Consider the following 19578-nt stretch of genomic DNA (forward strand, 5'->3'; position numbering starts at 1 on the left):
GGCGCCGCACGCGGGGCCACCAGCAGCACCCGAGATTGTCGCGACCAATAGCTCTGGTGCAAGAATTGGTGATGGTACTGATTGATTCGCCATAGCTGAGGAGTGCGACGTGACGGACGAAATCCGGCAAACGGCAGCCGTACTGCCAGCTCCGCGGCACCTCCGCAAGCGTCGTCTCCGGGCTGAAATTCCCGCCTCCTTGATGACCGGAGCTGTAGCCCAGCGCAGCGTACCGGCGGCCGGCCATGCAGAGATTCAGATGGTTGAACGCCCCGAGCCATCAGCGGCTCAACTCGAAATTGAACACACTCCTTCTGCCCGGCATGATGAGCACAATGGCCTGACGGATGAGGCGGCGCTACAACGGAAGCGCCGCATTGCGCTGGCCATCGTGATTCTTGTCTCAGTCAGTATTCCTATTTTGGCACTGACCTTGATATTTGGTCAGTGAGGCTGCGCCCCAGGTTCACACGATTCAGAAGCAACAGTGGCCGTGAGATAGCATCGGGAAGTCACTCAACGTCACTTCCGGGGGAAATCCATGCCCAGCGTCATGCCAATCTTCGGCACCCGTCCCGAAGCCATCAAGATGGCTCCGATTGTCAGTGCCTTCCAAGAGTCTGCTGATTTCGACTGCATTGTGACGGTTACGGGTCAGCACCGCGAGATGCTTGACCAAGTTAATGAACTCTTCGGCATCGAACCGGATCATGACCTGAACATCCTCCAGCCGCGGCAGTCCCTGTCCGCCATCATGACACGGACCATCGACGGTCTGGACAAGCTCTTCGCGGAAAAGAAGCCGGACGCCGTCATTGTCCAAGGTGACACCACCACTTCCACAGCCGGCGCCATTGCCGCCTTCTACCACGGCATCCCGGTGGTCCACGTTGAAGCTGGTCTCCGAAGCGGTGACCTTTTCTCGCCGTTCCCCGAAGAGGCCAACCGCAAAATCACAAGCCAGATCGCCAGCCTCCACTTGGCACCGACAAGCACCAGCAAAGCCAACCTGCTTGCGGAAGGTATCGCAGAAGAGGACATCGTAGTCACCGGTAATTCGGTTATTGATGCCCTGCTCACCACTGTGGACAAGGAGATCCCGTTCAGCGATCCACAGCTTGAAGATCTCGCTGCCAGCGGCCGGCGGATCCTTCTGGTGACGACCCACCGTCGTGAGAACCAAGGCGACGCAATGCGCGGAGTGGGCCGTGCGCTGGCACGAATTGCCGAAGCTGAGCCTGACCTGGTTATCGTGCTGCCGGCACACAAAAACCCGGTGGTACGGGAAGCAGTTCTGCCTGCGCTGGAAGGCAAGGAGAACGTCGTGGTGACGGAACCCTTGGCCTATGGAGAGTTCACACGCATGCTTTCAATGGCCCACATCGTCCTCACCGACTCCGGCGGAGTGCAGGAAGAAGCCCCGAGCCTAGGCAAACCCGTTCTAGTGATGCGTGATAACACTGAACGTCCCGAAGCGGTAACCGCGGGGACTGTCTCCCTCATCGGCACCGACGAAGAAACCATCGTCAAAGAGGTCGACCGCCTTCTCAACCAGCAGGACGCCTTTGATGCAATGGCCAACGCCGTCAACCCCTACGGCGACGGTAAGGCCGCCGAGCGAACAGTTGCGGCTGTGGCCCAACTGCTTGGAGTGGGTACACGGACCGACGAGTTCGACGTTGCTGGCATAGCTTGAGTCCAACAAGCGCATTGATCCAGTAGGAAGTTGAGTTCGTAGCAGCGTTGCCCCAGCTCATGTGGCGGCGCTGCTGCTCTTCATCGACTGCTAGCATGAACGAGATCAGTTAGAGATCCATATGCAAGGGGCGTGTAAGACTTGATCGATTTTCACAGCACATTGATTGAGCCCGAAAGCCTCAAGAAAATCGTCGGACCTTTGGTGGGCTACTTTCATTCACTTCGAGATCCAAACAATGAACCGAATTCCTACACGATTATCGACCCGGATACAGCCCTGCCGGCCACGTGTTGCACTCAAGTTCAGGTCGCTGCCCTATTCGCACTCGATCACCTTCTGAATGACAACGACAGTGACCGTGTGGCCCAGCTTCTCACGGAGGATGCCAGCCTGCGTCAGAACCCCAACGGATCTTTCTCAAGCAGCTACAATCAACCACTTGATGCACCCGATCTCCAGGACATCGCAGAAATCGGAGCTTCAGCCAACGCTCTCTACTACGTCCACCAAATTACAAACAACCTTGCGGCCAAAAAGGCACTCGTCGCCTCCGCCGAATATATACTTACCCAAGTTTCTCTAGAGAACCCAGGGGCCATATACAAGAGCTCGCAAGCTAGACATGTCGACGTTCTGAATGGCGACGTCTACGCCGCACTAACCCTATCCCGGGCGTACGAACTAACCGGTGACGACCGGTTTCTTGACCAGACACGACTTGTGATCAACCATGTTCAGTCCCGGTTCGGTGCGTGGAAAGAGGGCTGGTGGCCCTATGCGGAATCTTGGGACGGACAGGTAGCGGTCGGAGCGAGTTTAGCCTATCAAGCGACAATCATCGCATTTGGGATGCCCATTTGCCGAACGCTCGAACCCGGCCTCCGGACCGAATGGTCGAAGGTCCTGTCTACAGCTCTCAAAACAGTTGCAGGACGACTGGCGCACGGGCCGTCTGATGATTCGGAAGCACCCTCATGGTCACGCGACTGGGCTAACGTATGGGAGATCCCGTTAGCGTTCGCGCAATTTCCCTACTCACCCTATTCGCAAAATTACGTACGTCAACGTTTACTGGCCGTTGAACACGGAATTGAGGTGACTGGTATCGAGACCCTGCGCCCCAAAGCCTTGCAGAACGATGGACGGACACCCGTTACATCCCTTTATCGCAAAGCAGCTACTTTTGCCGGTTTCCTCTCCGACATCCTCTTGAATACCAGCCTAAAAACCTCAACGCCTACAGCGGCTGCTACTCGTTGAGCTTCCTAATAATTCTTGCGGGCACCCCGCCTGCCAAGCTGTTGTCGGGAATATCGGAGATAACCACAGCGCCTGCCGCAATAATACAACCTTTTCCAATGGAGACACCCCCAAGAATTGTCACGCTAGCACCAATCCATGTTCCATCCCCTACAACGATGGGCGGCCACTTATTGGCACCGCCGCGTTTGGAGGAAGGACCTATCTCATGGGAGTCGGTAACGAACCGGGTAAACGGCCCTACCATGACATTATCACCAAGCGTTGTGTTGCTCCGCAGGTAGCCGTCCCGGTTTACCAAACATCCACTGCCGATAGTGACTGGGCCCGTAATTTCGGTCCCTCGATAGATGTTTGTACGCGCACCTATACGAATCTCACGATCCTCACCAGACATAAACTGGACAGTCGGCGCGATAGTACAGTTATCTCCGACAAAAGTGTCAGGCGGCAACCAAACATCTGTTCTTGGCGAGATGGCTCTCAACTGCTTCTGAAGTTCAGTAATCTGCCGCTTGAGATGAGAAATCTCAAGTTTTAATTCCTGCACGCAGGACTCCATTCGTAGGGCGCATACAACGCGGTTTAAGAATTGGGCAACATGGAAGCTGCAATTAAGCGTAAGTGCAGTGGAGCTATTCGGCGTTCGTACGCGTTAGGCAAGCATCGAGCTCCTGATTCACGCGTTCCTTCGAAGGAGCGGAATGCGAATCCGATTCGTGTTCAACAATGAAGTGGGCGCCAGGTCGCTCGCCTGCGACTTCGTGAAACGGTGAGAAGTGATGATTCATATGGTGAATATCGCCACTATTCTGCACGTATACAAAGTTGGCCGTAACCTCGGGGTCTGAGTACAGCTGCATCAAACACACCCGACGTGGAAACGCAGCTTCAACTCTGTCAAAAGATCTAAACTCCGGGTAGAGCGCAGTTGCATATGCATCCGCAAAGACTCCGTAATAGCTTCCTATTGATGCTTGCGGTGAGAAAGCAAGCGCAATCGACCCGGCGATGAGTGGTGCCATCGCTAAAGCCGCAAATCCGCCGCCTGAAAAGCCAAGGAGCACGACTCGCGAAGCACCGCATTGTACAGCGACACTGCGAATGAGGGCCCCGTATCTCTCCGTAAGGTTGTCCGACGAGTCTCCGGTGTACCAGGCAAGCTTCAAATCACCGTGGGACCCGAGGGGGGTATCTGAAAGGAACAAAAGGCTTTCTGGACGGTTTTGTAGGGTAGCCATCCACTCGAAGCGCGGGAGCGAGTAGACCTCCCGGTTCAGGGCACCATGCAAGGCGACGATGAGCACGTCCGAGTCGCGAGGATCCACAAGACAATCCAAGGGATAGGACTCCCCCGGGGCGGAAGGATGAACGATGTGTCTCTGTCGACCTTGAACACGAAGATCAGCCAGAGACGTCCAATTAACAATTGGAGCCTTGTGACGGGCATCCCAGTTATCCATTATTGCATCACTTTCTTCCCGCCGTAGAACCCGTACGGACGGATTTTACCCTGAATGAGCAAACTAAATAGGCGAAGTAATACGAGCAGCAGAACGAGAGTCGACTCGCCTCGGTTCCGTGTCAGCAACCGAGGTGAGTCGACCGTGCTATTGGCCAATCAGCTAACTCAACGCTACGGCCCTGCCTTCTTGCCAATCGTCCAGAATTTCTTCCAGCACGCGCACAGCCTGGACTGCGTTACCAACGGTCGAAGAATAGGCCAAAGGTTTGGTGCTCAACGGGCTCCCCTCATCCAGTAGGCCCCATACAGGCTGCCCACTTCCGACGTAGTCGGAATACTTCGAGGGAAGGAAGGGGTTGATGGCCATTTCCCCAGTGCGCTCAACGTCGTTGACCAGCAGGACGTCGAACTTCGTCGTCAAATTGAGAAACTCAAGATAAGGACGATAGCCCTGCGCCTTGACAATCCCCATTAGACCAAAATGTTGGACCTGTTGCACAACATCATCCGGCTTATTAGTAAAGACGTGTAACCGAAGTTTCCTGCGAACCGAAGCTGAGGAGTTTGTCAGTGCGGTGAGCACCTCCATAAGACCACGATTTTCATAGAAAGCGCCGAAGTAGCCAACATTCACAACAGACTCCGACAGTTCATATTTCGCGGGAAGCATCTCGTAGCTTCTGCTAGGCGGGGTCGGATGTACCCGCACGATCGATTTAGCCCGGATTCGCTCTTTTAGGTCAGGGTCGGAAACATAGCTCAACATGTATTCAAGCTGATTTTCATTAGTAAAGATCAACTCATCCGCGAGAATATAGGTTATATACTCACACCACGTAAAAAGACTGTTAGTCTCGAGTGATTCAAAGCCTCTTAAAACCACTGCGCGCTCAAACTCGTCGAACAGCTCATCACGGACCAGTTCACCAGCCCGCAGCTTTCCTTGGGCATCAGTGCTCATTGGATCCGAGAATTCTGCTGTCCAGGCGACATTCGGGTTTTGAAGTTTGAATTTTGCAGCAAGGAAGTGTGATCCAGGCCAAAGAACACGGCTGTACAGGGTTTCATAACCACCGATTCGTGCATTACGACCGTCCGCCACGCCCAGGCCCTTCTGCACAAACTCAGAAATTTGCTTCCATCCAGCAAATGAGGGTGGAGCATCAATCTCAAAAGAGCTGTCTATAAAACGACCAGCAATGGTCTCAAGATTGCTGTCTTTTCTGCGAACTGATCCCATGTTGTTGTATATGACGTCGACAATATGGCCGCGTTCGACGATTGCTTTTGATGCAACCACAGCGCTTGTGTCAGAATAAGGAGCAAAGCAATAACTCACAACCAAACCACGTGCGTTCCCGGCGTTGATGAGAGACCAAGGGAAGTCTTTAAGGTTCATGGCATCTATAGCCTCAACAACCTGATGTCTCTCCTTAGGATTCTCATCAAGATAGCGCTTGATGAAGTTAGCTTGAGATTTAATTAATCCTGTCAGTAACACATCATTGACCGACGAGTTCCAAGTCTTTTGCGATTCAAGCTGCTGAATGACTTCAAGACGCTGAATGACAGCAAAGTCAAAATTCAGCGGCTGGCGGGAAATCGATTCGTCTCTGAGAATTCGGAAATATGATCCCGAAGCTTCGGTGGTTGCTACAAGGGCGTCAAAACTATTCTCCACAGCCAACTGCGCCATGAAGCAGACATCCTCCCCGCTCCGAAGAGTCTCAGAATACCTCAGTCGTTTGATCGCTTTGGTCGGGATCAATTTGCAAGCATTGAGGCCAAGGAAAGTGCTAACGGATTTGAAGTTGAACTTCTTGGTTCCGCGTGCGGAGATCTGTACATTCACCGCGTTAGAAGCGTTGAGGTTGCCGTCGGTGTCGACGTTGACAATTGGTGAAATGGATACGCAGTTTGGTGAGGCGGCAGCGAGCAGTCGCTCCAAGAACTTCGGGCCAACGTAGTCATCGTCATCAACAAAAGTTACATATTCAAAACGCGCTGCTTCAATTCCACGATTCCGAGCTGAACCAGCACTAGCATGCGGCTGATACAGAATTCGGATTTGATTCTCCGGATTAGCTTCGCGTAACATGCTAGCTATTTTGTAGGTACCATCATCTACGCCATTAATGATCAGTATGATCTCGAAGGATGCCCCGTCAAGTGTTTGTTCAACTAAAGACTGTAAACAAACCGCAATTCGATCGCTGCCCAGGTAACTCGGAATAATAACGCTGACGCCGGGTATGAATTCTGAACTCGAACGGTGCTGTGGGGCCTCCGACGCGCCGAGCAAGCGACGTAGAGCTAGAATCTCCGCATCACGGGCTTTAGAATCGACCACCATCGTGGAGCCATAGTCGACGTCAACATTCCCCTCTCTTTGCACAGCCATGTCTCAGGCCTCCTCCTTCGATTGCATCTTGTTTGAGCTTGATGTCTTCCGCTGCCAAAGTCGCAGTGTGAGCCTACCGAGCCGTGAATTCGCCAACGCTTGGTATTTTTTTGTCAACGCCTTGTACTCGCTGGCCAAAGCCTGATGATCGCTCTCCAAGGCCTGGTACTTGGCATCCAACGCACGGTAGTCGGTGTCCATAGCCTGATGATCGTTGTCCAGAACGTCAAAGCGCTCCTTCAGAACGAGCAGTTCCTTCTCAAGCTTCAGCACCTCGTCCGACGGCCCGGTGGGAACAGCAACCTCGTCTGAAGCCTGATCAGCAGCTGGCAGTAGTACCTCCAGCAGACTGAGATGCTTTCGACGCAAATCAATCAGTTCCTGGAGACTTCCGTCGTGGTCCAACGGACGGTTGGCATACTCGTAGCCTAAAAGTGTGGCATTGACTGCAAAGCCCGCCTGAAAGCTCTGGAGATCGAGCCGCTCCGCATGCGGCACAGCTGCTGTGCTGACAACAACCGCTTCGATAGCTCCGCTTATTCGGTGTACAGCGATCTCCGCTGGCAGCTCAAGCAAACTAAGCTGCTCAAGAGTTTCCTTCAATGGAGCTTGCAGGCTCCAAGTTATCGGTGATTTTGGGTCCAATTGCCCAAGCTCAATCAGCTCAGCTGCCAAAGGGAACCCGGATTCGGTCACTAAAAAGGGCTGTTCGTCAAAAGATCCGACTGCACGGAAGTCCTCCAGACTTCGGACAAAGACTGCATCCAACGGCAGCAGTGAATATTCTGATTCCGTTGTAAGTACGCCGGTAATGACGGTGGTCCGGCCTGCACATACGCGCTCTCCCGTAAGTGCCGTCTCGGCGCTAAGCCCGATTCGCGTACCAGGGCCTGCTTTCGAGTTCGCGATGGATATCGTCATGCTAGCAGTGCCCCGCGAGTGTCGATCAGTATTTTGCCAACGAGTTCTTCGGCTGCCACCTCTTTGACGGCGTCGTGGTCGACAAGAACCAGAACCACATCAGAGCGTTGGATTGACTCTTCTACCGATAAGAACTCTACATTTCGGCGGTTGGCGAGCTTTCCGGGCAGCGCCTCGATGTGAGGCTCCGCAACGTTAAGCCGGCGGTCAGGCAGGGAATCAGCAAGTTGCGCTGCGATTTCGATCGCCGGTGACTCCCGCAGATCGTCGATGTTTGCTTTGAATGCCAGTCCGAGCACAGACAGCTCAGCGGATTCAGGCAGCGCAGCGAGAGCGCTCTTTGCTTGCTCGATCACCCATTCAGGCTTTGAGTCGTTGACCTCGCGCGCTGTGCGGATCAAACGAGACTCTTCCGGCGCTGCCGCCACGATGAACCAGGGATCAACCGCAATGCAGTGACCACCGACACCGGGGCCCGGCTGCAGAATGTTCACTCGCGGGTGGTGGTTGGCCAATCGGATGAGTTCCCAGACGTCAATACCGAGCTTGTCGCTGATAACAGAAAGCTCATTGGCGAACGCAATATTGACGTCTCGATACGAGTTCTCCACCAGTTTGGCCATCTCGGCTGTTACCGCGTCTGTGGTCAGAATCTCGCCCTGGCAAAAGACAGCGTAGAGATTCTTTGCCGCCTCGGCCGCCTCGACCGTCATGCCCCCCACGATCCTGTCGTTCGTGACAAGCTCAATCATGACCCTGCCGGGAAGCACGCGCTCAGGACAGTGGGCCACCAGAATCGCGGGGCGCGACCCGGAACCGTCAAGGCTCAGGTCAGGGCGAAGGTTCAGGATGTAGTTGGCCATGTACTCCGTGGCCCCCGGAGGCGACGTGGACTCAAGGATCAGCAACTCACCGCCTTGGAGTTGCGGAGCGATGCCACGAGCCGCTGCTTCGATGTAGCTCAGGTCTGCGGAACGGTCAGACTTGAAGGGAGTTGGAACAGCAACGATGTACGCTTCAGCCGACGGTGTCTCAGTTGTTGCACGAAGGTGGCCTTGGCTAACAGCCCCGGATACATGTACGCCGAGATCAGGTTCCACGAAAGGCACCTCGCCCGCGTTTACCGCGTCGACGGTGCGCTGGCTGACGTCAACACCTGTGACGTCTATACCGTTTGTGGCCAGGATGGCCGCCGTAGGCAGACCGATGTAGCCCAATCCAATTACAGCAACTCGGTTAATCGAATTCAATTTCGTCCCCTTTTTTGTATTTTATGTCTAGACAGTGACGTGCTGCGTGGGATTTCCCCAGAACTGAATATCACCGGATGCCAAGAGTTGATCGTCAGAGGCGGTCCAAGTGTGTCCCGAAGCAGACCGCTGAACGTAGTAGTTATATCGGTCGGCAGCGTAGATTTTGCCGCCGTCAGCGCTGACCGCGCGCATGAACGCGGTGTCTTCTCCTCGCCCGATCTCCTCGAAGGGATAGCGTTCGAAAACGGCTTTTCTTGCCATGATCGTAGCCCCGATGACCATATGGCTGAATCGATGCTCCATGTGATTGAACCTCAGCAGTGTTGCATTCCGGCTCTCGATAAACATGAAATGCGCGAGTTTGCCGACAACATCGGCCCTCGAGAACATCAAAGCGTTGACTTGGTCGCGGAGATAATTCGGACCGTAGTAGTCGTCATCATCCATTTTGGTGAGAATGGCGCCACTCGCTGCCGCTGTACACAGATTCAAGCAAGCGCCGAGGCTGACTGTGCGTGGCTCGTGAAGCAGCGTGACTTTACGCACGCCATATTTCCTACGCAAGCGCCAAATCTTCCACCAACTGACCTTGAACCCATGCGTCAATAGGACCAATTCGACGTCGATACCCTGTTGGGAGCCAACGGTCTTGAAAATATGGTCAAGTTGATGGGGTCGGATCGTAGATACCAACGCACTTACGGACTCTGGTTCCACGGGTCGAACCCGTTGAGGAAGCGCCAGCCCAACTACTTGTTCCGCTCGGTGCGCGTAGGTATGCTCTGCCCAAATCCGACGCTGGGCGACGTGAACTGAGCGATCGTTGAGCTCGGGGCTCCTCATCAACGCCCTCATGATGAATGCTGCGTCTTCTTTGTTGTCCACGCTGTGGATCTCCCCATTCGGAAAGAACCTGGGCAAAGCCGGACTAGGTGTGGTGACAACCGGTGTTCCAGAAGCTGTGATTTCGAAGATTCGGCGAGCACACATGCTTGGCGAATCGACCACGGAATTTACGTTCAAGAAGACTTTGTAAGCTTTGTACGCCGTCAGCATCTGATCGTATGTCAGGGACCCCACAACGCGGGAGGCATACGGCTCGGGAAACTGGTAATCGGGATTTCCGCCGAGCTGCCGTGAGAAAATCTCCAAGCCGTGCTTTACTCTGTCGGACCCCGCCATGGCCCCATCAAGCAGAAGGCGCAGTTGCTCGCGGCGTTCTGGATACTTGTGAGCGAAATACATGCCCGCAAATGCCACGTCACGGGAGTGACGGCCTTCTCTTGGTCGAACCGGGTTGTGAATCGCCGGTTGCGCTGCGAACGGCAGGACATCAACGCGGTTGTGCCCTAGTGCCTGCCGGTAGTCCGGTAGCTTGTTTGCGTCCGAAGTGAAAACAACGTCAAACTCTCGGGCTGCCGGCAAGAAATCGTGGAAGTGCGGAGGATCTTCTTTGTTCCAGAAGACAGTCGGAACACCGTTCTCCCTGCACCATTGCATCAGATTGAGGAAGTCCTGTTTCGGTCCGCTGGTCCCGGTCAGCTGGTACCTCCAGGATCCCCCATTACCCTCCCATGCGGATTCCACAAATAGAAAGTCAACGCGCTGCCGCTGCAACTCTTCAAGCCAGCTGTCCTTCGTCAAGAAGACGAGGTTCCATTCGAAAGCAAAGGCCTTGGCCGAGAAATCGTCAAGGATGACGGCAACGGTCAGATCATCTCGACGTGAAGGGACCTTCGGGTAGTCAAAGGAGGGGAAAGTGAGCTGCCGTTTGTCGCTACCGGACTTGGGAGCTGAGGGCCGGGGCTGGATGTCCTTGTTGGACGTCTTATTCACCGCCAGTGCGCGTTGTCGTCTATGAAAGGCTTGGAGCTGGCGAACGCCCCCGGCCCGGAAGTGCCATGCGGCTTTCCGCAAGTTGTCTACGGTGTAAATCATGCCCGGCTCCTACGCATTTTACTTCTGGTCAACACTTCCGTCATTTGGAGATTGGCGCGGGCTTCATCCCGAATTCTGGCGGCTGTGATGCCATTTCCTTTTGCCAAGTTCCCCGTAAAATCCTGATAGGACTTGACTGTTTCGGCGGGATCGCCGTCCATGATCATGTGCCCCATGTCCAGCCACACGACCCGACTGCACATGCTGGTAATGGTGTCCAGGGAGTGGCTAACGATGAACACACAACCTGCTTGTTCCCGAAGCTGGTCCATCCGTCGCTTGCTTCGGTCACCGAACTGCGCGTCACCTGTATTCAGCGCCTCGTCCACGAGCAGAATCTCAGGGTCGATACTCGCAGCGATGGCGAATCGGAGTCTTGACGCCATCCCCGAGGAATACGACTTCATCGGCAGGTAGATGGAGTCCCTGAGACCGGAGAGCTCGACGATGCTCGTGAACTTTTCCTTGACCTCGCGCCGGCTCATACCCATGGCAAGACAGCCCAGGATCACATTCTGATGGCCTGAAAGATCACCGACGAGCGCCGCGTTAACTCCGAGCATGATTGGAGTGCTGGATGCGAAGACGGCTCCAGAAGATGGCCGCACCTGTCCGCAGATGAGCTTCATGAGCGTGCTCTTGCCCGAGCCGTTTCGGCCGATAATGCCCACGGACTCGCCACGCTCCACAACGAGTGACAGTTCGTGCAAGGCGCGGACCGTCACTGTATTTGGCCGCCGGGTCAGTCGCTGTAGGAAACTGGTCTCGCGGCGCTCCTGAGCCACAGCGTCAGAGTCTGTAGTCACCACCCGATATTCCATTGTCGCGCGGTCAACCACTACGCATGGGTGCCCCTCTACGTCCAATACCTGCTCAGCCGCGACCATAGGATTCCTCCCCCTGCCAGAAAAAGACCATGCCAACCATGAGCGCTCCGAGGGCCCAGACGGCGAGGATGGCCCATGACTGCCATGTGGGTGGTTGAGCATACAGAACACAGTTCCGGATGATGTCGATGACGTTGAAGAGTGGGTTGATCTTCATCAGTGCCAGAACTTCCGGATGCGTGACGAAGCGATCGTATGAGTAGAAGATGGCTGACCCATACATCCAAGCCCTCATGAAGAAGGGCAAGAGGTGGGTAGCGTCGTGGACCCTTGAGATGATCCTCGCCAAGATGAGCCCGATGCCCAGGTTGAAGATGGATTGAAGAGCAAGTGCCGGCAGGATCATCAGCCAGAGCCAGCTAATCTTCTCCACCGGTGGCACGAGCGTAATGATCAAGAGCATCGCAAGAATCAAAGGAACATTGGCCATCATCTCGCGGATGTTTGCTCCGATGGGCAAGGTCGCCCTCGGGAAGTTGAAGGCTTGGACCACGGCCTTGTTGCTATGGATCGACCTTGCGCCGGTGGTGATGGCGCCGGCAGAGGCCTGGAAGATGAAGACGCCAATGACCAGATATCCGATGTAGTTTTCGATGCCGTGGCCTGTCTGCAACAGCAACCCGAACATGATGTAGTACGTGAGTCCACTAAAGATCGGGTTCAACAGCAACCAGGCGCTGCCCAGACGGTCCCGGCGGGTACCGCTCTGTACCCTGGCCCGTGAATCATAGAAAATGAAATCGCGGAAATCCCAAAGCTGGACCAGGTAGTCCAGGAACTTCGGTCGCGCTCCTACACGCGTTAGCCGCCGCATGTCGACAGCCAACGGCTGCACCACTGCTGGCTCTGGCATGACTGCCTTTTTAGCCGACATCAGCTGGCCCTCCTCGTATAGTTAGACGCCAAAGTTTCGTAGGCCTGCACGCACGCCTTCGCGTTCGCTTCCCAAGTGCGGGTCGCCAGAACCTGCTGCCTGCCTGCGTCCCCAAGACGCCGGCGCATGCCGTTGTCCTCAAGCAAACCCAACAACACCTCAGCCAGCCCCTCGGGATCCGAGGGCTCGGCAAGCCGCCCGTTGACGCCGTCGTGCACTATCTCCTGCAACGCGTCCAAGCGGCTGGCCACCACGGGCCGCGCCGAAGCAAGAGCTTCAACAGGCTTCAGCGGCGTAACGGAACGGGTCACGGACAGGTCCTTCCGGGGCACAACGAAAACGTCGAGTGCCTGATGAAAAAGTTGTGCTTTGTCAGCGGGGACCCGTCCTGGGAAAAGGACTCTATCTAAAAGGCCCAGCCGTCTGACTTGATCGCGGAGGGCCGGCGCAGCCGTCCCGTCACCCACTACAATCAGCTTCAACTTTGGCAGTCGCGGCGCCAGCAAAGCAAATGATGTGACCAGATCCTCAAGGCCTTCGTAATCCACCAGGCTGCTTACGGTTCCGATGTACAGGGCATCCGAATCAAGCCCCAAGGCGCTGCGGGCTTCCGCATGAGTCAGTGGTTCACCAAGGTAGGCGCCGCCCACTGCATTGGGAGAAAGCAGAATCTGCTCTTCAGGGACTCCTGCTGTCAGAATGTTGCGCTTCATCGACTCTCCGAGCGTGACCACCAGGTCGGCACTACGCATGACGTCGGCTTCCCGATCAGTGAAAAGCCGGTACCGTTCGCTGCTCTTTGCCTCTGGATCCCGCGTGGACGCCCAAGTATCAGCCAACTGGCCGCGGACCTCATAAACCCACGGAATTCCCAGTGCGTTGGCGACTTCACGTGCTACCAAACCGTTGACGAAGTGCGTGGTGGTGTGAAGGACGCTGGGGCGGAACTCGCGGGCCACTTTGAGAAGTTCCTCGGCCTGCTGCTGCAGCCGTCCGTCCATCGATTTGGCTATGGCTGCAGGCAGAAGCCGCTGGTACCGGACACCATCCACAACGTCCACATCTCGGGCGTTCAGCACACCGATCTGGACCGGGTACCCCAGACGTGTGACCGCCAAAGGTTCCCACCCCTCCCGCGCCTGGGCGCTGAGGATCGAGTGGCTGCGTCGGGCGTAACCGCTTCCCGTATGAGGCACGGAATTCGTCAGGAGGTGAAGAACCCGACGTGGTTCCGGCTGCATGCTGGAGCTGGCCAAGGATGGCCGCCAGCCTTGGAAGACCCGGAGCTCCGATTCGAGCCGCTGACGCTGCTTGGAGGCGTTTCCGGGCTGCCCTCGCAAGACGTCGACGGCGGAGGTCATGTCGCCGTCGTACCACCTACGCCGTGCGGTGGTCGCCGCGAGCTGCGTACTCTCAGCTGCGCGGGAAAGGAACCTGTCCGCCCACTCTGTCCGGCCGGCGGCAAGAGCCACTTCGGCTGCCTTGCGCGCGTGCTCTGGGGTGGTACCGCACCTCAAGGCATTGTCAAAGCGGCGCTCCAGTCCGGCGTCGTCACCGGCAGCGTGGCTGGCGAGTAAGAAGGCAGCACTGCTGGACTGCGGAGCGAGAGACGCCAGTCCGGACGCGGCTGGCCGCACGATAGTCGAAGGCAAACGCCTAAGTATCTGAAGTGCCAGAACGAAAGGAGCCTCAGTCAGGTGATCCGCGATTGTGGTGGCGGCAAGCCTGACATTCTTCAAGATGCTCATGAAATCTTCTCCCGGCTTGGGACGCAGGAGTCACGGCCAAGCAGACTGGCAATGTTACCCATGTACTGGCGGGCCAACTCCGCGTAATCGGCGTTGTTTCTAACCCACTCACGGCCGCTTCGCCCCGCGGCCAACCGGGCACGGTCTTGGGACAGGTCGCGCCAGAGCTCGGCAACGGCCTCGGGGCTTGCGCCCACGACGTCTCCGCCCCGGGCGTCTTCAATAATCCGTTTGGCCTCACCCTTCACGATCGCCGTCACGTGACGTCCCACGGCCAATACCTCGTAAGTCTTGGACGGAACGGTGGTCTCAAAGGATTTCCAGTCGTCGCGCAATGACACGATGCAGGTATCGGCCTCACTGTACTTCTCAAGCACCGCGGGTCCATGAAGTGAGGGGAAGAAAGAGACAGGAGCGTCGAGTTCCCGGGCAAGCTTCACAAGCTGTTGCCGGTTGGTTCCGCTTCCCACCAGTGTGAGGTGGAAGCCCTCGCCTAGCAGGGCACTGGCGCGGATAAGGATATCCAGACGCTGACTCTTGCCGTGGTTGCCCAAATACAGGGCGTGGAAGACGTCCCGCTCCAAAGCAGGAGGATCCAAAAACGGAACCGTATGCAGGTCCAAGCCGTTGCTTACCGTAACAACGTTCCGAAGACCCCTGTCACGCAGCGTTTGGGCAAACCCCTCAGTGACGGTGACAACCATGTCCGCCCGATGCTGCACAAACTCGACGGCCCGCTCTACGAGGCTCTTCACGCTGCCTTGCACCAGGCGAGCATCCCGGGCGAGGTCCGGCCAGGCATCCCGCATTTCGACGATGAGGGGCACCCTGCGGAACCGGGAAAGAACATATCCCGTTGCCAGGGTTGGAAGGCTGGGTGCCGTCGCAAGAATGGCGTCCGGTTTCTTTCCGCCCAAGCCGACCGGGACAGACAGGATCGCTGAAAATAGCTGGTCAACAAGACGAGCCACAGGAGACCTGCCCAAGTGCCTCAGATATGGGACGCGCCTTATCCGTTCGCCGTGCGGGCCTGATTGCCGGCCGAAGGCATAGCCTGCATGGCGGCGGGGAAGATCGCGGCGGCCGTTCGGGTAGTGAGCCACCGGCGTCACTACTTCGACGTCCCAGCCAGCCCCGATGAACTCACGGGTCAGTGATGACCACCTACGTTGCGGAGGGCTGTGCTCCGGCCAGTAAGAGTGTGTGAGCACCATAAGGCGCGGAGGATTCGGCACATCGTTGCTCAGACTGCCGTCCCCTGTTCGGGAACTACTCATGGCCTACTTGCCGTTGAGACGGGGTCGGGGCATCCCTTTGGAACGAAGTGCACGGAAGTAGGCTGCGCCCAAGAGCAGAAGCACAGCGACAGTCAAAGCCTGAACGAAAGGATTGTTCTCTGCGACAGGAGCCAAGGCAGCTTTCAGGGGGCCCGCCACCTCCGCGCTTGCCACCAGGGGCGCCGTTGCTGCCTTCGTGGGCGACTGCGTCGGAGCCGGCGTGGTGACAGCGGGAGCCGAACTGGTTTCCTCGGTGGGGACAAGGGGCTCGACGATGTAGCTCTCCGGCTCAGAGGATCCAGGCTCTGATACAGCTGGAGCCGGGGGGACCTCGGGGACGACTGGTGCTACGGGCGGTGGCTGAGCGGGCTCACCGGCAGGAGGCACCACGGGAGCCGGAACGGGCTCTGCTGGAGCCGGAACATTTGGGACTGGGGGTACGGGGTCTGTGCTGGGCTCCGGCTGAGGCTCTACGGGAACGGGATCAGTGAGAGGCGGAAGGACTACCTCGGGGAAGGTCGGTTCGGGAAGCGGACTCTGGGAGTCCGAAGGGCCAGGAACTGGGTTGGTCTCCGTAGCCAATGCCGGGTGGGTACCCAAGAAGCCCAAGGACGCGAGCAGCAAAGCCAACCCTGCGGCTCGAACACGCCTGATTCCGGTGCTCAACGTTCCCCCTGTAGTTCTGACCTAGCTAAATTGCGGCGCCAAACTGGACCGACCACTGAGACAGGCGGCCGGGAATCACCCGATTCATGAAGGCACTCCGGGTTAGTTTATCGTATGGATTAGATCCCGACTCAGCGGGGATCCCTCTAGCCCGCTAAAAGCCCGCGATATTGCTGCCTGGGCGAAGCATAGTTTTTAACTTGTTTCCGCTGATTTCGCGACCAACTTTCCGAAGATCTGGAGACCGAAGGACGCATGCTCCCTACCAGCGATTACAGCAGGAACAGGCGTCCTTTCAGGTGGTGGTTGGCCGCTGGTTCCTTGGCTTCCATTCTCGCGGTGTTCCTGGTTGTCAACGGATTGAGTGGGCATACCCCTCCTGAAGGCTCACCCGCGGAGCAGGCCGAGGCCCCACAAGCAGTTCAACTACCGCACTACCCCATCAGCGGATACTTCATCTACTCAGCCCCTTCTGATGCCAGGAACCAGAAAAAACTGGAAGAGATCAAGTCGGTCGGCGGCGACACCGTCATCACGTTCGGCTCGGTGCTATCCCCCGCCACACTGGCGACGCTCCCCACGGACTGCAAGATCAATGGCGAGAACTGCGGGGAAGTTATTGGCTCCAAGCTCAAAATCGGCCGGTACTTCACCTTCTCGGATGGAGGCCAATGGGGCAAACCTGCGCTCCAGTGCCCGAATGACCGACTCGTTGAGGTACCTGGCAGGACCTACACTGTGATGGTTTTCCCTTCCAACAATGGCGGTTGCACAGCCAAAGACGGCGTCTATGACCTGGTTGTGGCAGGCGGCAGTCCCTCAACGGCGGCAGATCCCACCATTTCAGTGGCTTCAGCCGCAACCAAGTTGAACATGCGGTTCTACGCCGGATTGCCGGCGCCCGCCAAACGGACAGATTTTGAGTACCTGCCCGACCTCAGCTACCAGAACACACTCCAGCTGTTTACCGAACGATTCCTTCGCTACCAGGCCGATCTTAATGACGTGGCAGGCCTCGCGGGCTTTTATCACCACTTTGAGATGCCTGTCACGGACAACACCTTCTTCGATCCCGTGGTGTCGCTCTACGCAATGCAGAACAAAGCCATTCATCGCGTGCTTCCTGACCGGTCCGCGATTGTGAGCCCCTACATTGAATCGCGGAGGAGTTCCGCGGCCATCACGCCAGCGGACGCCCGCAGGGGTGCTCGAAAACTCGCCGGGACTGCAAGCGGGCTGCAACTATCCATAGCCATCCAAGACGGAATGGGAACCGGCAAGGGCGCGGCCTACAGAGCTACTGAAGCCGGGGGCAAGGTGGACAGTTTTGCGGCCAGCATTGTTGGCCGGGGAACGTGGGTAAGCAAGTACGCCGCACCGAACAGCGAATACTTCGATGCGGCTGCAGAAGGAGTCAAGGGCACCCAGGCAGAACTGTGGGCCAACTTGGAAGGCATGGCGCCCGCCACGGAAGCAAATCCCTGCGAGCAAAGCTTGCGCGGGCAAACAACGATAGACAGGGTTGATCGCCAACTCCAGCAAATGGGATCTACCAGAAAGATCATCTCCTTCATGTGGGACCCCTACTTCACCTGCTCGGGTACGAATCAGCCACTGAGGGAAGATCTCCAGAAGGGGTTGGCCACTCCCCTCATTACGGATATCTCAAGTGATGTGGTCAATGGCGGCGCGGTCAAGGTAACCGGCTTCAATCTGGAAGGGATTTCCTATGCCCTGGAATTCATCGACAAAAAGGGCGACAAGCATCGCACCACCGGCCAACCGGCAGTGGTCAAGGCATCCTTTGGTAGAGAACAAGGTCTCAATCCGCAACTCCAATCGGTGACGATCGACCTTGGAAAAGCGGCCCCACCCACGGACACCGCCTACCAGATTTCGGTCTCCAACGAGCGGGGATCTTCAACGGAAACAGTGCATCCAACGCCTGCGAAAGCAGCCGTCGGATAACCCGATATCACAAAATTGCTAGAATCATCTCTGCTGTTGCCAACATCAAGGAACAAATGACGCTCCCTACTGATACCGAAAACCCCTCGGCGGACTCGCGCCCCCGACGTCAAAAGGGTGGTAACAAGACCGCCCGTAACGTCCTGCTGGGCTTCGCAGCCGCCGTGGTGGTCATTGGACTTGTGTGTGGCCTGTACCTTTTCAACCTTGCACAGACTTTCAACAACGGGACCACCAAGATTGACGCGGCATTCCCCGAGGAGTCAACGCGACCCCAAAAGGCTGAGCCGGTCAACGGTACGGCGGCCATGAACATCCTGGTCATGGGCAGCGACAGCCGCGGAACCGATCAGGTTGACTTGGAAACCGACGCATCCACTGACCAGCGCTCGGACACGCTGATGTTGGTACATATCCCTGCCGACCGCAAAAACGTGTACGCCGTCTCACTGATGCGTGACCTCTGGGTGGACATCCCCGGCAGGGGGCAGTCCAAGATCAACTCCGCCCTTACCTACGGAGGCGTTCCTCTTGTTGTCCAGACCGTCGAATCGCTGTTCAAGCAACGCATTGACCACGTTGCCATGGTCGACTTTGAAGGCTTCAAGGGCCTCACCGACGCCCTCGGCGGCGTGGAAGTAAACAACAAGATCCCATTCGCTCCAGCTTCAGGACCCATGAAGGGACATTTCTACGATGCCGGAAAGTTGACACTTAACGGCGACGAAGCCTTGGCCTTCGTTCGTGAACGCAAGTCCTTCAGCGACGGCGACTACCAGCGAGTCCGTAACCAGCAGGCTTACCTCAAGTCCATGATCAGCAAGATCATCGCGAGGGACACCCTCACGAACCCCGTGACCGTCAACAACATGGTCTCGGCCATGTCCCCGTTCGTCAGCGTGGACAAGGGCTTTGACGCTGGGGCTATTGGAAGTCTTGCCGTTGGGATGAAGGACCTCCGGGCCAACGACACCGTCATGTTCACCCTCCCGACCCTCGGGACTGGCAGCTCCCCGGATGGCCAATCAATCGTGGTGGCCGACAACCAAGCCATCTCTGAAATTGCGGAGGCACTTTCCAAGGACCAACTGGGCGCATACGTCACCGCTCACGCTCTGGAAAAAGGCAACTAGCGCCTATCAATCTCAGCAACAATTACCCGCAAACCCCGGCCCGCTCTCAGCGGACGCCGGGGTTTGGCGTTTGTACTGAACCCTGCGA

At 56.7% G+C, this 19578-nt stretch carries 14 protein-coding genes; 5 read left to right on the plus strand and 9 right to left on the minus strand.

The window, feature by feature from the left end; all coding sequences use genetic code 11:
• Window positions 1-109: 109 nt before the first annotated feature.
• The 3 genes from RI444_RS16970 to RI444_RS16980 all read left to right on the plus strand — a co-directional run bounded on the left by RI444_RS16970 (window position 110) and on the right by RI444_RS16980 (window position 2959).
• Window positions 110-451: a hypothetical protein gene (locus tag RI444_RS16970; RefSeq protein WP_207605622.1), complete on the plus strand. Its 342-nt coding sequence runs from the start codon at window positions 110-112 to the stop codon at window positions 449-451.
• Window positions 452-541: 90 nt separating this feature from the next.
• On the plus strand, window positions 542-1696 hold the full coding sequence (gene wecB, locus RI444_RS16975; protein ID WP_179011789.1) for a non-hydrolyzing UDP-N-acetylglucosamine 2-epimerase: 1155 nt from the start codon (window positions 542-544) through the stop codon (window positions 1694-1696).
• A 141-nt stretch (window positions 1697-1837) separates the two neighbouring features.
• A complete protein-coding gene (locus RI444_RS16980) occupies window positions 1838-2959 on the plus strand; it encodes a hypothetical protein (RefSeq protein ID WP_207605621.1) in 1122 nt (373 codons plus the stop codon).
• Here RI444_RS16980 and RI444_RS16985 read toward each other — a convergent pair.
• The 9 genes from RI444_RS16985 to RI444_RS17025 all read right to left on the minus strand — a co-directional run bounded on the left by RI444_RS16985 (window position 2949) and on the right by RI444_RS17025 (window position 15723).
• Window positions 2949-3509: an acyltransferase gene (locus RI444_RS16985; RefSeq protein WP_179011786.1), complete on the minus strand. Its 561-nt coding sequence runs from the start codon at window positions 3507-3509 to the stop codon at window positions 2949-2951. The genes RI444_RS16980 and RI444_RS16985 overlap by 11 nt on opposite strands.
• Window positions 3510-4584: 1075 nt before the next feature.
• Complete coding sequence (locus RI444_RS16990; RefSeq protein WP_207605620.1) at window positions 4585-6825, minus strand: glycosyltransferase; 2241 nt, start codon at window positions 6823-6825, stop codon at window positions 4585-4587.
• 3 nt (window positions 6826-6828) lie between these two features.
• A complete protein-coding gene (locus tag RI444_RS16995; RefSeq protein ID WP_207605619.1) occupies window positions 6829-7746 on the minus strand; it encodes a hypothetical protein in 918 nt (305 codons plus the stop codon).
• Window positions 7743-8996, minus strand: a complete 1254-nt coding sequence (gene wecC, locus RI444_RS17000; protein ID WP_179011780.1) for a UDP-N-acetyl-D-mannosamine dehydrogenase — start codon at window positions 8994-8996, stop codon at window positions 7743-7745. The genes RI444_RS16995 and wecC overlap by 4 nt, the downstream gene beginning before the upstream one ends.
• 27 nt (window positions 8997-9023) lie before the next feature.
• Window positions 9024-10937 (minus strand): glycosyltransferase, encoded by a 1914-nt coding sequence (locus RI444_RS17005; protein WP_179011778.1) that lies wholly within the window; start codon window positions 10935-10937, stop codon window positions 9024-9026.
• A complete protein-coding gene (locus tag RI444_RS17010; RefSeq protein WP_242703220.1) occupies window positions 10934-11608 on the minus strand; it encodes an ABC transporter ATP-binding protein in 675 nt (224 codons plus the stop codon). Before RI444_RS17010 ends, RI444_RS17005 begins: the two co-directional genes overlap by 4 nt.
• A gap of 202 nt (window positions 11609-11810) precedes the next feature.
• Complete coding sequence (locus RI444_RS17015) at window positions 11811-12677, minus strand: ABC transporter permease (protein WP_179011774.1); 867 nt, start codon at window positions 12675-12677, stop codon at window positions 11811-11813.
• Between the two features lie 20 nt (window positions 12678-12697).
• Window positions 12698-14446 (minus strand): glycosyltransferase family 4 protein, encoded by a 1749-nt coding sequence (locus tag RI444_RS17020; protein ID WP_207605618.1) that lies wholly within the window; start codon window positions 14444-14446, stop codon window positions 12698-12700.
• Entirely contained in the window at window positions 14443-15723 is a 1281-nt protein-coding gene (locus tag RI444_RS17025) for a glycosyltransferase family 4 protein (protein WP_052474264.1), read from the minus strand. The genes RI444_RS17020 and RI444_RS17025 overlap by 4 nt, the downstream gene beginning before the upstream one ends.
• Before the next feature lie 921 nt (window positions 15724-16644).
• Here RI444_RS17025 and RI444_RS17030 point away from each other — a divergent pair.
• Together RI444_RS17030 and RI444_RS17035 are read left to right on the plus strand one after the other, a co-directional pair.
• Entirely contained in the window at window positions 16645-18357 is a 1713-nt protein-coding gene (locus RI444_RS17030) for a hypothetical protein (RefSeq protein WP_207605617.1), read from the plus strand.
• A gap of 56 nt (window positions 18358-18413) precedes the next feature.
• Entirely contained in the window at window positions 18414-19490 is a 1077-nt protein-coding gene (locus tag RI444_RS17035; protein WP_021473892.1) for an LCP family protein, read from the plus strand.
• Window positions 19491-19578 lie beyond the last annotated feature (88 nt).

This window comes from Paenarthrobacter sp. AT5, assembly GCF_032764245.1.
Taxonomy (GTDB): Bacteria; Actinomycetota; Actinomycetes; order Actinomycetales; family Micrococcaceae; genus Arthrobacter; species Arthrobacter ureafaciens.

What these genes read in the sequence shown, in the direction of transcription:
- RI444_RS17025 (WP_052474264.1), bottom strand. Translation starts at nt 15,723, where the DNA reads ATGAGTAGTTCCCGAACAGGGGACGGCAGTCTGAGCAACGATGTGCCG.
- RI444_RS17030 (WP_207605617.1), top strand. Translation starts at nt 16,645, where the DNA reads ATGCTCCCTACCAGCGATTACAGCAGGAACAGGCGTCCTTTCAGGTGG.
- RI444_RS17020 (WP_207605618.1), bottom strand. Translation starts at nt 14,446, where the DNA reads ATGAGCATCTTGAAGAATGTCAGGCTTGCCGCCACCACAATCGCGGAT.
- RI444_RS17005 (WP_179011778.1), bottom strand. Translation starts at nt 10,937, where the DNA reads ATGATTTACACCGTAGACAACTTGCGGAAAGCCGCATGGCACTTCCGG.
- RI444_RS17035 (WP_021473892.1), top strand. Translation starts at nt 18,414, where the DNA reads ATGACGCTCCCTACTGATACCGAAAACCCCTCGGCGGACTCGCGCCCC.
- RI444_RS17015 (WP_179011774.1), bottom strand. Translation starts at nt 12,677, where the DNA reads ATGCCAGAGCCAGCAGTGGTGCAGCCGTTGGCTGTCGACATGCGGCGG.
- RI444_RS16995 (WP_207605619.1), bottom strand. Translation starts at nt 7,746, where the DNA reads ATGACGATATCCATCGCGAACTCGAAAGCAGGCCCTGGTACGCGAATC.
- RI444_RS16990 (WP_207605620.1), bottom strand. Translation starts at nt 6,825, where the DNA reads ATGGCTGTGCAAAGAGAGGGGAATGTTGACGTCGACTATGGCTCCACG.
- wecB (WP_179011789.1), top strand. Translation starts at nt 542, where the DNA reads ATGCCCAGCGTCATGCCAATCTTCGGCACCCGTCCCGAAGCCATCAAG.